Source organism: Allobosea sp. LjRoot237, assembly GCF_964253285.1.
Lineage (GTDB): Bacteria > Pseudomonadota > Alphaproteobacteria > Rhizobiales > Beijerinckiaceae > Allobosea.
Genome location: NZ_CAXUQP020000001.1, coordinates 352,254 through 368,825, shown reverse-complemented (window position 1 = coordinate 368,825; position 16,572 = coordinate 352,254). Strand labels below are relative to the sequence as shown.

The following is a 16,572-nucleotide window of genomic DNA, read 5'->3' as shown; positions in this document are numbered from 1 at the left end:
TAGGAGCCCGCCCATGCTCGACATGTCCACGCAGACGGCCGCGCTCTATCAGCGCGTGAAAGACATTGTTCCGCCGGCGGAATGGCTGAGCTTCGCCGACGACATCGAGGCCATTCTCGCTTTGAAGCGGCAGCGGAATGCGGTCATCCTGGCGCATAACTATCAGACGCCGGAGATCTTCCACGGCGTCGCCGACATCGTCGGCGACAGCCTCGCGCTCGCTCGCAAGGCGATGTCGACAAAAGCCGACGTGATCGTGCTGGCCGGCGTGCATTTCATGGCCGAGACCGCAAAGCTGCTCAATCCGCGGAAGACGGTCTTGATCCCTGATCTCAGAGCCGGCTGCTCGCTGGCGGATTCCATCACGGCGGCGGACATCCGCTTGCTGCGGCAGCGCTATCCGGGCGTCCCCGTCGTCACCTATGTCAACACCTCTGCCGAGGTGAAGGCCGAATCCGATATCTGCTGCACCTCGGGCAATGCGAAGGCGGTCGTCGAGTCTCTCGGCGTCCCCCGAGTGCTCATGCTGCCGGACGAGTACCTGGCTCAGAACATCGCGGCGCAAACCGATGTGCAGATCATCGCCTGGAAGGGACACTGCGAGGTGCATGAGCGCTTCACGCCAGCCGACATCCGGGCGCTGCGGGAAAGCCACCCCGGGGTGACGGTGCTCGCCCATCCCGAATGTCCGCCGGAGGTAGTGGCTGAAGCCGATTTCTCCGGGTCGACCGCTGCCATGTCCGACTATGTCGAACGGCAAAAGCCGCCCCGCGTCGTGCTGATGACCGAGTGCTCGATGAGCGACAATGTCGCGCTCCAGCATCCCGATATCGAGTTCATCCGGCCCTGCAACCTGTGCCCGCACATGAAGCGGATCACGCTGGCGAACATCCGCGCCGCGCTGGAACAGAACCGTCATGTCGTGACCGTCGAACCCGAGATCGCCGAGCGCGCGCGGCTCGCCGTCGAGCGGATGCTTGCCGTATGAGCACCGGCGTCCAGGCGCGTGACGGCCGGCCCGTCATCATCGGCGGCGGTATCGCGGGGTTGCTGATCGCGCTTCACCTCGCACCGCGGCCGGTATTCCTCCTGTCGCGGTCGCCGCTGGGAACCGAAGCTTCGAGCGCCTGGGCGCAGGGCGGTCTCGCCGCCAGCCTCGGAGACGATGACGACCCGGCTCTGCATCTGGCCGATACGCTCGCGGCTGGTGATGGCCTCTGCGATCGGGATATAGCCAGGCGCATCCTCGAGGCGGCGCCCGCCGCGATCGAAGCGCTGGCGGGCTTCGGTGTCCGCTTCGACCGCAACTCGCATGGACGATTGCGGCTCGGGCTGGAGGCTGCGCACAGCCGGCGACGCATCGTGCATGCCGATGGTGACGGCAGCGGGCGCGAGGTGATGCGAGCCTTGGTTGCGGCGGTGCGCTCCACGCCCTCGATCGAGGTTGTGGAGGGGGTCGAAGCGCGCCGGCTGGCGGTGGCAGAGAACGCCGTCCACGGCGTTTGGGCAAATGGCGCGGGAGGTTCCCTGTTCTGCGGCTCACGACAGGTCGTCCTTGCCAGCGGTGGGATCGGCGGGCTGTTCCGCGACAGCACCAATCCCCTGGGCAGCTGGGGGCAGGGCCTGGCGCTGGCAGCTCGCGCGGGGGCTGTCCTGGCCGATCTGGAGTTCATCCAGTTTCACCCGACGGCGCTCGATGGATCGGGCAGCCCGATGGCGCTGATCAGCGAGGCCGTTCGTGGCGAAGGAGCGCTCCTGGTCGATGAAACCGGTCGGCGCTTTCTCGAGGGTGTGCCTGGTGCCGAGCTGGCTCCGCGCGACGTTCTCGCGCGCGCCGTTCGGAACCATCTCGCAAGGGGTCACCGCGTCTTTCTCGACGCCCGGGACAAGCCCGGTCCCGCATTCGCGCGGCAGTTCCCCAGCATCGCCCTGGCTTGCGGCAAGATCGGCATCGATCCGGCGCAGGACCTCATTCCCGTCCGCCCCGCCCAGCATTACCACATGGGTGGCATCGCCGTGGACGGCTCTGGCCGGACCTCGGTCACGGGCCTCTGGGCTTGCGGCGAAGTCGCATCGACCGGGCTGCACGGCGCCAACCGGCTCGCCAGCAATTCGCTGACCGAGGCCGTCGTCTGTTCGCGCTGGGTGGCGGAGAGCCTGGCGGGAACCATTGTGCGCCCGGTACCGCAGCCGATGATGGGCGACGCCGCTGCGTTCGATCCCGCACCGCTGCGCACCCTTCTATCGCGCGCACTCGGCGTGGTGCGCGACGGTGAAGGCCTGAGTGCGGCTGTACAAGCCTTGTTGCCGCTCGCCGAGCGCAAGGACGCGGTCTCGGACCCGGCCGCCATCGGGCTGATGATCGCGATCGCCGCGCTGCGGCGCCGGGAGAGCCGTGGCGCTCATTGCCGGGCGGATTTTCCGCATCATGCGGCCGTGGCCGCGCGCTCCGAAATCACGCTTCCCGCCGCTCTGGCGGCGGCGCGGGAGCTCACTCGCGCACCAGCTTTGGACAGTCTCACCGCTTGCTGTTTCGGTTGAAGGGCCGGCCCGCGCCAGAAGCCGACATCGGGCCACCGCCGCCGGACCTGCCGCACATCTCGCCGGCTGATCCAGCCGCGCGCTGGACGGCTGCCCATGGCGGGCAGGCCTTCTTCGCCTGTGCGATCAACGATCTGATCGATCTGAAGCACGCCGTCATCATGGATGTCGAGGCGACGGGAATCGACGGCAGAGCTTTCAGGCCATGGTCTCGGCGGCGAACACCTTCTGGACGATCTGCCAGCGCCCGTTGAGGTAAAAGCACGACAGCAGGTCGGTCACCTCGCGGGGCGGAATCCGCAGGCGGAGCTTGAGCAGCGCCATGTCACGGGTCATGGCGATGGAGAGGATCTGGTCGGCGCGCACGCCGCCGGCGTCTTGCGGCGAGGTCAGGCTCCGGACCACATCGAGCCAGGCGGCGACAGGGGTAACCACCACGCTGTTGTCGTCGCCGCGCCGGGTGACCAGGGCGGCGGGATCGAAGATGGTCGCAAACCTGTCGGCGTCCATCGCGTAGGCGGCGTCGAAGTAGGTTTTCGCCAAGGCGACCAATCCATCTATGGTTCCCGTCGAGGGCGTGTCCTGCGGCGTCATGTGATTCCCTTCAAGTCCAGCGTCCAGCAGAGTATAAAGCTGAGACAGCAATGTTTAATACACGCACGCTAATCAGCCTTGTAAGCTGAGCTAAGCAATCGAAGGCGATCATGGACCCTTCCCTTCTGTCTGCCGGAGACTTCAACCAGCTCCGCGCCTTCGTCGCCGTCGCCGGTTCGCTGAACTTCAGCCGGGCGGCCGAGAATCTCGGTGTGTCATCCTCGGCGCTCAGCCAGATGGTCCGGGCGCTCGAGGAGCGGGTCGGGGTCAGCCTGTTCAACCGCACCACCCGCAGCGTCTCCCTGACCGAGGCGGGGGCCAGGCTGTTCGAACGGGTCAAGCCCGCCGTCGAGGAACTGGCGGAGGCGCTGGGCGAGACCCGCGAGCGCCGCGCCCATCCCGCCGGGACCGTCCGCGTGCACTGCTTCCGGGCGGCGGCGGACCTCTATTTGATGCCGATCCTCCGGGACTTCAGCGACGCCTATCCGCAGGTCGTGCTCGACGTCACCCTCGACGACGCCGTCGTGAACATCGTGGCCGAGGGCTATGACGTCGCCATCCGCCTCGGGGAGGTGATCGACAAGGACCTCATTGCGGTGAAACTCGGCCCGGACCTGCGCCAGACCGTGGTCGCCTCGCCCGACTATCTCGCCCGGCACGGGACGCCGGCCCATCCGCGCGACCTTCTCGACCATCGCTGCATCGGCTGGCGCTGGCCGGGGCAGAAGACGCCGTACAAATGGGAGTTCATGGAAAACGGCAGGTGGTTCGAGGTCGCCATCGCCGGCCCCCTGATCTCCAACATGAAGGACTTCGGGGTGCAGGCGGCGGTCGACGGGGTCGGCGTCGCATTCGCCAGCCAGCAGCTGATCGCGCCCCACATCGCCGCGGGCCGCCTCGTCGCGCTGCTCGAGACCTGGTCCGCCCCCTTCCCCGGCTACTACCTCTGCTATCCGGCCCAGCGGCAGATGGCGCCGCCGCTCCGCGCCGTGATCGACACCATCCGCGGCGGCCCGCGCAAGAGTAACGGCGTCGAGACGGCGGCGGCGGCGATCGGCGCGGTTGTTCCGCGAGGTCTACGTCCACACCGGTAACGCGGAGCGCCCGTCGCCAAGCGCCTCAACAAGAGGCGACCTCGCCGGGACTGATTGCTTTTCCCGGCAGCGTGACCGGCGGGAGCTTGTCACGTCGCTGACGGGTGGAGCGCCTTGGGCGTCCGAGAAGGCTTGCAGTGACAAACCGCTACGTCTGCAATGGGTGGAAAGCGGTCGCTCGGTTCTATCAGAAAAATCTGAGAGGCCATCGATTAATAGGCCGGCGCGACTTCCCCCGTGCCGCCCCTCGATCCGTGTTTGGTCGGCCGATTGACAACGCGCCCATCACACATGTGCCTGCCTCAAGTTTTGCATGAAGCTATGATGCATCTAGGGTTGACGCCAGTAAATTGCCAGTCCAGCCTGCGCACTTGAAACTACGAAAGCTCAATTTGTGCGAATAAATCTGCTAGTTGCTGCCGTGCCTGCACTGGCTCCTCTTGTTTTAACGACCAATGCACTAGGTACGGAAGGAGGCGCGGGCCTCTACGTGCCGGGCCTGCGTGGCCCGACGCCGGGCGTCGTGCCGCCGCCCGGCTTCTACTTCGAGAACGACTTCTACAGCTACTCCGGCCGGCTCTCGTCGGCGACGCGCACCCAGCTGGCGGGGCCGTGCTGTCCAACGTGAAGGTCGAAGCGCGGGTTAACTTCCTCATCTCCGGCGATCTAAATGGGTTCGCCGGCTCTAGGAGTAGAGAGACCATGAAAATCACAACCTTGCTCTCAAGTGCAGCGTTGACTTTCGCCATGATCGGCGGCGCCCTCGGCCAGTCGGCAACGACGCCAATCCCTGTCAATCCCGACAATTTCGTGCGGGCCGAAACGGACATGTACTTCGGCAACCTGCTTAAGGACGGTACCCTCGGTAAATTCAACCATACGCGCGAGCCGGCCTCGATCGACCGCCAGTCGGTGATCAGGATGAACCGCGACACGCTTTACTCGTTTGCTGTCTTCGATCTCGATGCGGGTCCCGTCACGGTCATGCTCCCGGATGCGGGCAAGCGCTTCCGTTCGGTTCAGGTCGTCGATCAGGATCAGTTCACGCCCCGGGTGATCTACAAGGCCGGCACCTACACCTTCACCAGAAAGGAGATGGGCACGCGCTACATGGCGCTGCTGATGCGCGTCCTGGTCGACCCCACCGACCCGGAGGACCTGAAGAAGGTTCACGCGGTCCAGGATGGCGTCCGCGTGAAGCAGGCCGGCGCCGGCAAGTTCGAGGTGCCGAACTACGATGCCGGTGGCCATAAAAAGGTGCGCGACGCGCTCCTCTCCCTGGCGTCTACGATGAAGGACTTCAGAGGCGCCTTCGGTCCCAGGGGCAAGGTCGACCCGGTCCACCGCCTCATCGGCACGGCGGCCGGCTGGGGTGGCAACCCGGACAAGGACGCCGTCTATGTCGGCCATACGCCGGAGAAGAACGACGGCAAGACCATCTACAAACTGAAGGTCAAGGACGTTCCCGTCGACGCCTTCTGGTCGATAAGCGTCTACAACGGGCAGGGCTACTTCGAAAAGAACCCGGAGAACGCCTACACGGTCAACGACATCACGGCCAAGCGCGAGTCCGACGGGTCGGTCAACGTCCAGTTCGGCGGCTGCGACGGCAAGACGGTGAACTGCATTCCGACGACCAACGGCTGGAACTATCTGGTGAGGCTCTATCGTCCTCGCGCCGAGGTCCTCAGCGGTAAGTGGAAGTTCCCCGAAGCGCAAGCCGTCCAGTGAGTTGATCCATGTCCGGTCTCGACATCTTCGCCTGGGTCGTCTTGGTCGTGCTGGTCGTCAGCACGGCCATCGTCGTCGCGTTCATGGGCGCTCTGCCCGGCGCGGTTGCCCGCAAACGGAACCACCCTTGGGCGGAGGCGGTCGCGGTCGGCGGCTGGGTGACCCTGTTCCTTGGCTTCGTGCTCTGGCCGGTCGTCCTGATCTGGGCCTATGTCGACGTGCCGGCCAAGACCTCAGCCATCGCGACGCGAGAGGCCCCGCCGCTATGATCGTTGTTCTCCTCAACGTCTACCTGGCGCTGCTCTTCGTCCTGGTGAAGCTGCGTGTCGTGCCGTTCAACACCTTCTGGAAGGTGTCACCCCTCCTGGTCTTCTTGCTACTGATGATCGGCCTATTCATCCCGATGAACTGGGGTGCGCCGCAGGGTCCGGCACTGGTGATCCGGCATTCGGTTGCCATCGTGCCCGACGTCGCCGGAGAGGTGATCGACGTGCCAGTGCAGGCGAACCAGCCGCTAAAGGCGGGCGACGTGCTGTTCAAGATCGACTCGGTTCCATTTCAGTCCCAGGTTGACGCGCTCGCCGCCCAATTGAAGTTCCAGGAGACGCGGCTCGCCGAGATGAGTCAGCTCCAGAGCCGGGGCACGGGGCGCGCCTTCGACGTCGAGCAACGTGAGGCCGAGGTCGCCCAGCTCAGAGCGCAGCTTACCGGTGCCCAGTGGAATTTGGAGAAGACCACCGTCCGAGCCCCGGCCGACGGCTTCGTTACCAACATCGCCCTCCGCAAGGGAGCGAGGGTCACCAACCTGCCGCTTGCGCCCGTGATGGCCTTCATCGACACCTCGGACACCGTTGTCGGCGTCGAGATCAACCAGAACGACGCGCGGTTCATAGCGCCCGGCCAGCCCGTCGAGCTAACCTTCAAGATGATGCCCGGAACTGTGCAGACCGGTAAGGTCGAAAGCGTGCTCCAGGCCGTCGCCACTGGACAGGTCCAGACGTCTGGCTCAGCGGTGGCGCCGAGGGCAATCCAGGCCGCCCCCTTCGCGGTGCGCGTCAAGCTGGACGATGAGGCCTTTGCGCGTGGCCTTCCAGCGGGCAGCATGGGTGACGCTGCGATCTTCACGGACAAGGTCGCTGCGGCGCACGTCATCCGGAAGGTCCTGCTCCGGCAGATCGCCATCACGAACTACGTCAACCCGTTCTGACAGCGCGGACGCTCGGCGGCTCTTTTTGAACGGAGCGGGGTTCGTGCGATCACAGCGCACTCTGGCACTTGCCTGGAACCGGACGTTCCCAACTTCTGCGTCGGGTCGGGAGCCGACATTCGCGAAAGCGCTGTTCCCAACCAAAGATGCAAAAGATCGCGCCGGGCTACAGCTACACGGCGAGCGTGGCTGGGGCGGGAGGATTCGAACCTCCGAATGGCGGTACCAAAAACCGCTGCCTTACCGCTTGGCGACGCCCCAATCTGCGCTGCCTTCTAGAGCGCGTCGCGAGCGCGTGCAACATCGGATCGCGCACGCACCGTCTCGATCAAGAGGGCAGCGGCATCGATCCGGCGCCCTTGCCGAAAAGATTGCACATACCCCTAGCCTTGGCTGTTGCGCTGCGGCGACCGGCTGGCTATAAGCCGGCCACCAGTTGATCGGAGTGTGGCTCAGCCTGGTAGAGCACCTCGTTCGGGACGAGGGGGTCGCAGGTTCAAATCCTGCCACTCCGACCAAAATTTCCCGCATTGTCCAAGGTATCGCGAGAACAGCCCTTCGGGGCGCCCTGTTTGCTTGGCAGCCCTACCGGCGGTTCGGCGTCCGCCTCGGCTCGTGGTGGGCGCCTCGCTCCGGCCAGGTGGCCCTGTCAGGCGGCCCGGATCCGCCCCAGGAAGTCGGCGACTTCGGTGTCGAGATCGACCGATTGGCTCGAGAGCACGTCGGCGGAATCCGCGACATGATTCGCAGCCTCGCCGGTTTCCTCGGCGACGCGGCTGACGATGTCGATATGCCCGCCGGCGGTGACCGTCTCGTTCGCCGCGCGCCTGACGTTCTCGGCGATCCCGGCCGTCGCCACGTTCTGCTTCTCGACCACAGCCGCGACCGCGCCCGAGATCTGGTTGAGCGTGTCGATCGTCACCGTCATCGCATCGATCGCCTTGATTGCATCGGCGCCCGAGAGGCTGATCGCGTCGATCTGGCTCTGGATCTGCTCGGTCGCCCGCCAGGTCTCGTCGGCGAGCCCCTTGATCTCGTGCGCGACGACGGCGAAGCCCCCGCCCATATTGCCGATCCGCGCAGCCTCGATCGAGGCGTTGAGCGCCAGCAGGTTGGTATGCCGGGCGATGGTCGAGATCACCTGGGTGACGTCGCCGATCTCATCGACCTTGCGCGAGAGGTCGCCGACCCTGTCGAGCACCGTGAGCGCCTGCCGCGTCGTGTCGCCGACGAGACGTGCCGCCTCGTTCACCTGGCGATCGACCTCGGTGAAGGAGCTGGCGAGCTCCGACGTCGCCTCGGTGATGGCGATGACGTTCGAGGACGACTGCCGCGACGCATCCAATGCGGCACTCGAGCGCTGCGAGACCTCGGCGGCGCCGCTGCGCATCTGCTCGGACGCAGCCCGCAGGGACGCGATCGATGCGATGACGGCGCGTGCGATGCCTGCGATCTTACGTTCGAACTCGTTGGCGAGGTCATGCAGGATGCGCCGCCGTTCGCCGGCCGCCCGTACCGTCGTCGTCACCACATCCTGGCGTGCCTCATCTGCGATCGCCCTAGCCGCGTCCGCCGCCGCGCGCTCGCGCTCGGACGCCTCGACCGCCAGCCGGAGCGACCAGACGATCCAGCTCAGCGCCCCAGCCTGGACCGCGACGATGGCACCGTGCAGGAAGGCGCGCCGGATGTCGTTGCCGCCGGGAAACACACCGGCCGAATAGACAAGGCTCAGCGTGAGGTGATGGGCGCTGATCGCAAGCGTCGCCGGCAGGAAGATGCGCCAGTCGAGCCAGCCGACCAGCACCGCCAGCATGGCGAAGAAGTACATATGCAGGTCGGCCTGATAGGGGTGGCCGGCAAAGCCATAGACCAGCAGCATGACCTGGCCGACCAGAGTCATGCTGGTGATCTGCCGTGTGACCCAACCGATGCGGTCGAGCCGCCAGGCGAGCGTCCCCAGGATCGCGAGCGCAGCCCCGGCCGCCGAGATCGTCGTCGCATGTGGCGCCCCGTCGGACGGGATGCCGATCAGGAGCAAGGCCGCATTCGCCCACAGGATCGCGATCAGGAGCCTGGCGAAGCGTATGCGGAGCCGTTCGACCTCACCCACGAGCAAGACTCCTCAGCTGACGGATGCATGATTGAGCGAGGGAGCCGTCCACCACGAGCCAGGCCCCCGAGCGATAGAGAGAGATCGCATAGTCGCCGCCATCGCCGATGCTGATCGCGACCGCGGCGGCATCGTCGAGCTGCAGGAGGCTCCCTCCGGCTTGCGAGACCGCACGCGCCATCTCGGACGACGAGGTTCCCGCAGGAAAGAAGGCCGCGATGGGCTGCCCTGGAACCGGCCAGGCGGCGATGGAAAAGGCGCCCAGCGCCATGACCAGGCTGGCGATCAGGCCGAAGCCGATTTCACGCATCGCGTGCCCCCCGACAACCGATCCGCAGTTCAATCAACGACAGAGAGTGCGGCTGACTGGCTTTACAACTGGTAAACGCGGGCGATTACTGTTTCCAGTCTTTCGAAACGAGAAATTTATTGCAACGCCTGTTATGCATGCATAGGTAAAAAATTGCGGCAGCGCCTTCGCGCCGAGGCGTGACCACAATGCTGTTCTGATCCCCCCGGCGTTTCACCATAGCGTGGCGCTCCGGTGGCGCGGCGCCGGCCGCTTCGCTATGCTCGCGCTGCAATCTGGAGCCGCGTTCGCATGAAATCCGTTTTTCGCCTCATCGCCGTCCTCGGCCTCACGACGCTGCTCGCCGGCTGCGACCGCTGTGGCAACATGATGGAGCTCGACATGTTCCTGCAGCCGGTGAAGAAGGCCTGCACCGACCAGAAGCCGCAGGGCTGAGCCCCTCCGGACAACACGGCAGGCAACAAAAAAGCCGGGGCATTGCCCCGGCTTCTTGATTCTGTAGCTGCCGTTCGGCTCAGCCGCGGCGCTTCAGCACCGACCAGCCGGCTCCGACCAGGCTCGCCGCCAGCGCCGCCTTGATCAGGTCGCCGAGCAGGAAGGGCTGCACGCCGAAAGCCCAGGCCTTGGCGAAGCCGATGCCGGTCGCCCCGCTCGCCATCTGCGCGCCAAGCGCCAGCCAGGCGAAGCCCAATGCCATCAGCACGATCTCGGCGAGCACCACGCCGCCGGCGAGACGCCAGAGCGAGGCACCGCGCGAGCCGGCCCAGCCGGCGATCGCGGCCGCGGCGACAAAGCCGATCAGGAAGCCGCCGGTCGGCCCGAGCAGGTAGAGCGGCCCGGCCGCGACCGGCGGGGTGTTGGTGAAGACCGGCAGGCCGAACAGGCCGTAGGCGATGTAGAGCGCGACGGTCGCGGCGCCGAGGCGGGCGCCATAGGCAGCGCCGAGGCCGAGCACGGCCAGCGTCTGCAGCGTCATCGGCACCGGCCAGAACGGCACCTTGACCTTGGCGGCGGCGATGATCAGCAGGCTGCCGACGACGGCGAGCGCGACATTGCGCAGGACGCGCGTACGCGAATCGGACAGGGCCGGCAGGGCCGCGTTGACCATGGAGGTGGCGGGCAGTGGCAGCGTCTCGGCCATCGGATCTCGTCCTTCTTCTTCGGGCCGTCGACGCCCGGCTCGTTCGTCTATAGGAAATGGCCCGCCGGCCGACAAGCCGGAGATCATGCCCCACCCCGGATGCGCAGATGACCAGCCCCCGCCAGGACGCCGCCGACGAGCAGCTCGACTTCGACCGCGACCCCGGTGCGGCCTCGGGCGAACTGGTACAGCTCTCGCCACTGGTGCGTCGCCTGATCGCCGGCAATGGCGGGCCGATGACCTTTACCGGCACCTGCAGCTACATCGTCGGCCGCGGCCGCATCGCGATCATCGATCCCGGCCCGGACGATCCCGCCCATATCGAGCGCCTGCTCGCTGCGGTCGCCGGCGAGACCGTCACCGATATCGTCATCACCCATACCCATCGCGACCATTCCCCGGCCTCGCGCGCCCTGAAGGCGGCGACCGGCGCGCGCATTGTCGGCTGCGGCCTGCACCGGCCGGCGCGCGATCTTGTCCTCGGCGAGATCAACCCGCTCGACGCTTCCGCCGACAAGGACTACGCGCCCGATCTCATCATGGCCGAGGGTAACGCCGTCTCCGGCCCGGGCTGGACACTCCAGGCATTGGAGACGCCGGGCCACACCGCGAACCATCTCGCCTTTGCTTTGCCTGAAGAGAACACCCTCTTCTCCGGCGACCATGTCATGGCCTGGTCGACCTCGATCGTCGCCCCGCCCGACGGCTCGATGGTCTCCTACATGGCCTCGATCGAGAAGCTGCGGGCGCGCGAGGATCGGCTCTACTGGCCCGGCCATGGCGGCCCGGTGCGCGAGCCGCAGCGTTTCCTGCGCGGGCTGGTGCAGCATCGCCGCCTGCGCGAGGCGGCGATCCTCAGCCGCTTGCAGGCCGGCGACGAGACGATTCCCGAGATGGTGCCGCCGATCTACCAGGAATTGCCGGCGGCCCTGCGCGGCGCCGCCTCGCTCTCGGTGCTGGCCCAGCTCGAGGACCTGGTCGCACGCGGCGTCGTGCTCTGCGACGACGAGGCGCCCGTGCTGACGAGCCGCTATCGGCTGGCTTGACGCCTCTTCCGTCATTGCGAGCAAAGCGAAGCAATCCAGGAGCGGCAGTGCTCTACGTCTCCCTGGATTGCTTCGTCGCTGCGCTCCTCGCAATGACGGGAAGGGCAAGGCGGTCTCTCAGCGAAGCTCGACCAAAAGCTTCACCTCCTCCTCGAACGCCGCGATGCGCCTGGCATTGGCGCCGAAGTCGAAGCCGCCCAGCCGCGACGCCGAGCGGATGTCGATGCGGCTGCCATCGGCGCGCGGCCGGATGCGGATGGTGATGTCGTCGACGAGGCGCAGCACGCGCGAGCGCGCCACCGCATCGAGCCGTCCCGCCCCGCTGCGCCCGCCGGGCGCCGCGCCTTCCAGCACCCGCCAGCCGAGATTGACTGAAGCCTTGCGGGCAATGTCGTAGGCGACCTCGGCCGGCAGTTCGAGCACGATCGGCAACGCCTTCGGATAGCCCTGGCGCTGCGCTCTGCGCCGCTCGGCCGGGACATCGGGCGGCACGCGCCCCTCGCGCGCCGCCAGAGCAATGCGCGAACGGCTGAAGGCCGGCGGCTCGTCGATATCGGTCGAGACGTCGGCGATCAGCGGCAGCGTCGCGAGCTGGAAGCCGGCATAGGCGACCGGCGCCAGCAGCAGCAGGCAGAGCACGAAGGCCTGCACGGCGATGCCCATGCCGCGATGACCGTCCTGCCAGATCCTGACGAAGGCGGCGAGCGCCAGCAGGAAGGCCAGTCCGACGAAGAGATAGGCGCCGGCGATCGGCGCCAGTCGCTCGAGCGAAGGCTGGCCGAAGCGGAAGATCAGTACGGCGAGCGCGACGACCGTCAGCCCGAACAGCGCCAGCCGCCGGCTCCAGATCGCCGCGCGCGAAATCGGCTCTTCGAAGACGAGGCGCCGGTGCATGTCTCTTAGGTGCTTGAGCCTTAGGAAGAAAACAAGGGACGTCGGATACCCGAGTTATCCCATTCGGAACAAACCGTCGTCATTCCGGACAAGCCGCGCAGCGGCGCAGCTCTGGAATCCATCGTAGAGCGCTGAGCCCTACGATGGATTCCGGCACTCCGCTTCGCTACGGCCGGAATGACGAGCGTTGGCCGGTCATGTACTCTCAGCGCACGACGATCGGCGCCGTCGCCTCGACCACGCCCGGCACGGCCCGCAGCTTCTCGATCAGGTCGAGCACCTCGTCGGGCTGCAGCGTCGTCGCATCCTCTGTTGCGCTCGGTGCCGCCTTGAGCCAGCGCTCGCGCAGCACCGCCGGCAGCTCGGCATCAGCTCCGAAGCAGGCGAACAGGTTCTCGAAAGCAGCGTCGAGCACGATGTCGTTCAGCCCGAAATCGTAAGGATAGGACTGGCCGCCAGCGCGCAGCACGCTCCGGCCCTCCTCGCCCCGTACCGGCAGCACCACCGAGGCAGTGCCGTCCGGCGCCAGCACCCAGCAGGCGAGCCTGATCCCCGGTCTGCCCTCGATCCGGACATCGAGCCGCCTCCCTTTGGCGAAGGGCGAGGCCGCCGGCAGCAAGGCGAGCCTTGCCCGGTCCGAGCCGGCAGTGGCGGCGACGTGTTCGAGGAAGGGGCGCACTGCCGGATCGCAACCCAGCCCCTCGACCGGGATGCGGTTGCGTCCGGTCGGCGCCAGCACGGCGTCGCCGCGACGGAATTCGAGCTCCATCCAGCTCTGGCCGTCGCGATCCCCGCCGAAACGGCCGCGCGTCGTCACCTCGGCGCCAGCAGCGGCGCACTGGCCGGGTGCTGCCTTGCGGATCTCCAGCGGCCGCGAACGCAGGACGCGGTCATCGGAGCGGGACTCGGCATCGAGCGCGAGCAGCAATCGCTCGCCGAGCGCGGCACTGCAGGCGCTGTAGCCGCTCGCCGCGGCGAAGGGGCAGATGTCGACCCGCTTTAATTCGGGCGCAGCGCGTGCGAGGTTCTCGACCGCCCTGCGCATCACCTGGTCGATATCGACCACGCCCGGCCTGGTCCGGATCGCGATCTCGACCGGCTCGCTCGTCGCCTTGCAGTCGCCCGCTTTGGCGATCGCCTGCAGGCGGAAGCTCGCCTTGTCGTCCTGCCTTGCCGGCTCGGTGAAGAACACGCTGGCGTCGCCATCGAACGCCCGGCGAATCTGCGCCTCGGCATCGCCCGGCTTCTGCAGGTTGAGGCTGTCCCGCAACGCCTTGATGCGCACGACATCGCCGCTCGCCGCAAGCCGGATTCGCCCCTCGCTCTGCAGCCGGCTCTCGACCGCGAGCCTGGCCTCGTCGGCCTGCGTGCGCGACAGCACCTGCTGGCCGGCGTCGAAGCCGACGACCGCGAGCGACAGGTCGCGCTTGCCGGCACAGGCTGCGACGCTGTCGAGCCAGGCCGATAGTGCATCGGCGCGGGCCGAACTGGAGACGGCGAAGAACACGCCAGCGACGAGCACCCGACAGATGAAGCGCATTGCGCGCGACCTTTCGCCGTCATTCCGGGGCAGGCCGCAGGCCTGAGCCCGGAACCCATGAACACGGCGGCTGCGGATTTCCCCCGTCATTGCGAGCGAAGCGAAGCAATCCAGGAGGGCGTAGGGCTCTGCCGCCCCTGGATTGCTTCGTCGCTACGCTCCTCGCAATGACGCTGGAGACCCGTGATGGTCATGGGTTCCGGGCTCGCCGCTGCGCGCCGCCCCGGAAAGACGGACGAGGTTCCGTGCCCGATCTCCATGCCTAACGCTCCTGTTCCAGCGACCGAGCATAGGAATCGAGCGCGCGGACGAAGACGGGGTTGAAGCGGCCGTCGATCGCGCCGCTGTAATGATCCGCCTTCTGTGCCGCGCGCTGCAAGGCCCGTACCGTGTCCGGCTTCAGCTTCTGGTCGGAGACGTCGCTGGAGGAGATCGCCGCCGCGCCCGCTTCGCCCTTTTCCAGCGCCTTCATCAGCATCTGCAACGCGTTCGTGCCGGGGAAATACGAACCGAAGCCGTTGTCGATCAGCGTCGCCATCGAGACCATCGCGATCGGATCGCCCTTGTCGGCCGCCTGGCGGAACAGGTCGAAACCCTTCTGCGGGTTCTTCGGGAAGCCCGGCCGTCCTTCGAGATAGGCCGGCACCAGCTTGGCGATCGAGAAGGCGTCGCCCGCCTCCGCCGCCTTCTGGTACCAGCGCAGCGATGCATTCTCGTCGCGCGGCCGGCCACGGCCATATTGCAGCATGCGCCCGACATTGCTCATCGCAATGGCGTTGCCGGTGCCGGCCGCTCGCTCATAGAGCACGAACGCCTTCTGCAGCTCGACCTTGCCGCCCTGGCCGTTCTCGTGGAGCGTGCCGAGATTGTTCATCGCCGCGGCGCTGCCGGCATCGGCTGCCTTGTCATAGGCGGCGAGCGCCTCCTTGTAGCGTTCGGCTTTGTCATAGGCGCGGCCGAGCTGATAGGAGAGCCGCCTCACCTGCGGCTGCGCTTCCGCCGCCTGCTTGCAGGCCGCGATCGCGGCGCGCGTATCGAGCCGCCCGTACTTCACGCCCTTGACGCCCGCGCGCTTGTCGGGATCGTTCGGATCGCCGGCGAGCTCGTCGCACTCCTGCACACGCGGATCGCGCGAAGCGTCGGTGCGCCCAAGATAGCCCTCCGCCAGCGAGCGATAGGCGCAGACCGTGCCGCAGCCCCTGAGATAATCCTCGTATTTGCCGGAGCCGCTGAGCCTCACCCAGTTCTGCTCGTCGGTGGCGGCTTCGCCGCTGCGGCGCTTGTCGAGCAGCAGCGCCAGCGCCGCCTCGCGATACCCGCAGGTCTCGCCGCAGCGCGCGACATAGGCCTCGAGCGCGCTGCGCTCGCCGGCCGCCTTGGCGCGTTGCCAGTTGGCCTCGTCCCGCGCCAGCGCGACGGCGCGCGCCACCGCTGGCACCGGCTGCGCCACCGGCAGCGCGATCGAGGCCAGGTCGATCTCCGGCGCCTGTTCGCGCCCGCTGTCGCGCCGTGCGGCGGCCTCGACCGTCTCCTTGAGGTAACGCTGCAGATCGGCCCAGGCGAGCGGCCCGGTTTCGGGCGCGCCGGCCGGCCGCGCCAGCCCGGCGGCGCCCATCAGAAAGCGGCTGGTGAACAGGCCGAGCTTCTGGCTCTCGTCCCAGTTCGCCGGAGTCGTGCCCGACGTCGCGACCAGCTTGACGATGCCGCCGCCGGTGCGCGGCTTGGCGGGGGTGAAGCCCGGCGCCGACACCGCGAGCAGGCTCTCGCCCTTGCGCCCGGTCTCGCCGGTAAAGCAGGCGTCGATCATCACGATCAGCTGCCGCTGCGGCCCGATCTTCTGCCGGACCAGCTCCAGGTTCCGGTAGAGCGTCTGCAGGGCATAGCCGCTCTCGCTCGCATTCGGATTGCCATCCTGCGGCAGCAGGAAGGGCTGGCGCGTCGCAAGGTCGGGCACGCCGTGGCCGGAATAATAGACGAAGACGTTGGAGCGGCCCTCGACCGCGCTGCGCCAAAGCCGCCCGCCCTGCGGATTGGCCTCGCTGCCAAAGACCTGGCTGAGCTCGCCGAGCGTCGCATCCTTCAAGAGGAAGACGTTCTGCTCGCGGAAGCCGAGCGTGCCGGTGAGCCAGGCCTTGATCGCTTCGGCATCGTTATGGGCGAAGTCGACCGTGCTGGTCTGCTTGTAGCTCTTGTTGCCGACCACGACCGCGATCGACTCGGCATTGTCCGAAAGCGTTGCCGGCGGCGCCTGCGCGATCGAGCTGGAGGCGAGCCCGAGCCAGAGCAGGATCGCGATCAGGAATGCCGGCAAGATCGCCTCCGAAATCAGGGCGCGCCAGCGGGGTGCCGCACTGGCGCGTCGTG

General features: G+C 67.1%; 16 protein-coding genes and 2 tRNA genes. 10 read left to right on the top strand and 8 right to left on the bottom strand.

Translation table 11 applies throughout. The features are described from left to right. Positions 1-13: 13 nt before the first annotated feature. Positions 14-988, top strand: a complete 975-nt coding sequence (gene nadA / locus ACSQ24_RS01700) for a quinolinate synthase NadA (protein WP_436093011.1) — start codon at positions 14-16, stop codon at positions 986-988. Then, the gene (locus tag ACSQ24_RS01695) at positions 985-2,541 is read left to right on the top strand and encodes an L-aspartate oxidase (protein WP_436093010.1); all 1,557 of its coding nucleotides are present in this window, start codon (positions 985-987) and stop codon (positions 2,539-2,541) included. The genes nadA and ACSQ24_RS01695 overlap by 4 nt, the downstream gene beginning before the upstream one ends. Positions 2,542-2,739: 198 nt before the next feature. Here ACSQ24_RS01695 and ACSQ24_RS01690 read toward each other — a convergent pair whose 3' ends face one another. Further along, positions 2,740-3,135: a nuclear transport factor 2 family protein gene (locus tag ACSQ24_RS01690; RefSeq protein ID WP_436093009.1), complete on the bottom strand. Its 396-nt coding sequence runs from the start codon at positions 3,133-3,135 to the stop codon at positions 2,740-2,742. Positions 3,136-3,245: 110 nt separating this feature from the next. Here ACSQ24_RS01690 and ACSQ24_RS01685 point away from each other — a divergent pair, with 110 nt between their 5' ends. From ACSQ24_RS01685 to ACSQ24_RS01665, 5 genes are all read left to right on the top strand, one after another. Next, the gene (locus ACSQ24_RS01685) at positions 3,246-4,229 is read left to right on the top strand and encodes a LysR family transcriptional regulator (protein ID WP_436093008.1); all 984 of its coding nucleotides are present in this window, start codon (positions 3,246-3,248) and stop codon (positions 4,227-4,229) included. Between the two features lie 490 nt (positions 4,230-4,719). Then, on the top strand, positions 4,720-4,857 hold the full coding sequence (locus tag ACSQ24_RS01680) for a hypothetical protein (RefSeq protein ID WP_436093007.1): 138 nt from the start codon (positions 4,720-4,722) through the stop codon (positions 4,855-4,857). Then, the gene (locus tag ACSQ24_RS01675; RefSeq protein ID WP_436093006.1) at positions 4,842-5,960 is read left to right on the top strand and encodes a DUF1254 domain-containing protein; all 1,119 of its coding nucleotides are present in this window, start codon (positions 4,842-4,844) and stop codon (positions 5,958-5,960) included. Before ACSQ24_RS01680 ends, ACSQ24_RS01675 begins: the two co-directional genes overlap by 16 nt. An 8-nt stretch (positions 5,961-5,968) precedes the next feature. Beyond that, on the top strand, positions 5,969-6,229 hold the full coding sequence (locus ACSQ24_RS01670) for a DUF3302 domain-containing protein (protein ID WP_436093005.1): 261 nt from the start codon (positions 5,969-5,971) through the stop codon (positions 6,227-6,229). Further along, positions 6,226-7,167 (top strand): HlyD family secretion protein, encoded by a 942-nt coding sequence (locus ACSQ24_RS01665; protein WP_436093004.1) that lies wholly within the window; start codon positions 6,226-6,228, stop codon positions 7,165-7,167. The genes ACSQ24_RS01670 and ACSQ24_RS01665 overlap by 4 nt, the downstream gene beginning before the upstream one ends. Before the next feature lie 186 nt (positions 7,168-7,353). On the opposite strand, the gene ACSQ24_RS01660 is transcribed toward ACSQ24_RS01665, so the two are convergent. Next, positions 7,354-7,428 (bottom strand) — tRNA-Gln (locus ACSQ24_RS01660). 180 nt (positions 7,429-7,608) lie between these two features. On the opposite strand from ACSQ24_RS01660, the gene ACSQ24_RS01655 reads away from it, so the two are divergent. Further along, positions 7,609-7,685, top strand: a tRNA-Pro gene (locus tag ACSQ24_RS01655). Positions 7,686-7,816: 131 nt separating this feature from the next. On the opposite strand, the gene ACSQ24_RS01650 is transcribed toward ACSQ24_RS01655, so the two are convergent. Continuing rightward, positions 7,817-9,277: a methyl-accepting chemotaxis protein gene (locus tag ACSQ24_RS01650; protein ID WP_436093003.1), complete on the bottom strand. Its 1,461-nt coding sequence runs from the start codon at positions 9,275-9,277 to the stop codon at positions 7,817-7,819. Then, the gene (locus ACSQ24_RS01645) at positions 9,270-9,587 is read right to left on the bottom strand and encodes a hypothetical protein (RefSeq protein WP_436093002.1); all 318 of its coding nucleotides are present in this window, start codon (positions 9,585-9,587) and stop codon (positions 9,270-9,272) included. The genes ACSQ24_RS01650 and ACSQ24_RS01645 overlap by 8 nt, the downstream gene beginning before the upstream one ends. Positions 9,588-9,878: 291 nt before the next feature. On the opposite strand from ACSQ24_RS01645, the gene ACSQ24_RS01640 reads away from it, so the two are divergent. Then, positions 9,879-10,022, top strand: coding sequence for a hypothetical protein (locus ACSQ24_RS01640; protein WP_181430569.1), 144 nt, complete (start codon positions 9,879-9,881; stop codon positions 10,020-10,022). Between the two features lie 79 nt (positions 10,023-10,101). Here the strand turns inward: ACSQ24_RS01640 and ACSQ24_RS01635 are convergent, their stop codons facing one another. Further along, the gene (locus ACSQ24_RS01635) at positions 10,102-10,728 is read right to left on the bottom strand and encodes a biotin transporter BioY (RefSeq protein ID WP_436093001.1); all 627 of its coding nucleotides are present in this window, start codon (positions 10,726-10,728) and stop codon (positions 10,102-10,104) included. A 107-nt stretch (positions 10,729-10,835) separates the two neighbouring features. Between ACSQ24_RS01635 and ACSQ24_RS01630 the strand changes: the two genes are divergently transcribed. After that, complete coding sequence (locus ACSQ24_RS01630) at positions 10,836-11,774, top strand: MBL fold metallo-hydrolase (RefSeq protein ID WP_436093000.1); 939 nt, start codon at positions 10,836-10,838, stop codon at positions 11,772-11,774. A gap of 117 nt (positions 11,775-11,891) precedes the next feature. On the opposite strand, the gene ACSQ24_RS01625 is transcribed toward ACSQ24_RS01630, so the two are convergent. The 3 genes from ACSQ24_RS01625 to ACSQ24_RS01615 form a co-directional block, all read right to left on the bottom strand. Further along, complete coding sequence (locus ACSQ24_RS01625; protein ID WP_436092999.1) at positions 11,892-12,668, bottom strand: DUF1499 domain-containing protein; 777 nt, start codon at positions 12,666-12,668, stop codon at positions 11,892-11,894. Between the two features lie 205 nt (positions 12,669-12,873). Beyond that, a complete protein-coding gene (locus ACSQ24_RS01620) occupies positions 12,874-14,208 on the bottom strand; it encodes a hypothetical protein (protein WP_436092998.1) in 1,335 nt (444 codons plus the stop codon). Positions 14,209-14,470: 262 nt separating this feature from the next. Next, entirely contained in the window at positions 14,471-16,519 is a 2,049-nt protein-coding gene (locus tag ACSQ24_RS01615; protein WP_436092997.1) for a caspase family protein, read from the bottom strand. Positions 16,520-16,572 lie beyond the last annotated feature (53 nt).

Bases quoted from the DNA above. Each gene is read 5' to 3' on its own strand.
- ACSQ24_RS01635 (WP_436093001.1), bottom strand. From the start codon at position 10,728: ATGGCCGAGACGCTGCCACTGCCCGCCACCTCCATGGTCAACGCGGCC.
- ACSQ24_RS01625 (WP_436092999.1), bottom strand. From the start codon at position 12,668: ATGCACCGGCGCCTCGTCTTCGAAGAGCCGATTTCGCGCGCGGCGATC.
- ACSQ24_RS01685 (WP_436093008.1), top strand. From the start codon at position 3,246: ATGGACCCTTCCCTTCTGTCTGCCGGAGACTTCAACCAGCTCCGCGCC.
- ACSQ24_RS01630 (WP_436093000.1), top strand. From the start codon at position 10,836: ATGACCAGCCCCCGCCAGGACGCCGCCGACGAGCAGCTCGACTTCGAC.
- ACSQ24_RS01690 (WP_436093009.1), bottom strand. From the start codon at position 3,135: ATGACGCCGCAGGACACGCCCTCGACGGGAACCATAGATGGATTGGTC.
- ACSQ24_RS01640 (WP_181430569.1), top strand. From the start codon at position 9,879: ATGAAATCCGTTTTTCGCCTCATCGCCGTCCTCGGCCTCACGACGCTG.
- ACSQ24_RS01620 (WP_436092998.1), bottom strand. From the start codon at position 14,208: ATGCGCTTCATCTGTCGGGTGCTCGTCGCTGGCGTGTTCTTCGCCGTC.
- ACSQ24_RS01670 (WP_436093005.1), top strand. From the start codon at position 5,969: ATGTCCGGTCTCGACATCTTCGCCTGGGTCGTCTTGGTCGTGCTGGTC.
- ACSQ24_RS01695 (WP_436093010.1), top strand. From the start codon at position 985: ATGAGCACCGGCGTCCAGGCGCGTGACGGCCGGCCCGTCATCATCGGC.
- ACSQ24_RS01645 (WP_436093002.1), bottom strand. From the start codon at position 9,587: ATGCGTGAAATCGGCTTCGGCCTGATCGCCAGCCTGGTCATGGCGCTG.
- ACSQ24_RS01665 (WP_436093004.1), top strand. From the start codon at position 6,226: ATGATCGTTGTTCTCCTCAACGTCTACCTGGCGCTGCTCTTCGTCCTG.
- nadA (WP_436093011.1), top strand. From the start codon at position 14: ATGCTCGACATGTCCACGCAGACGGCCGCGCTCTATCAGCGCGTGAAA.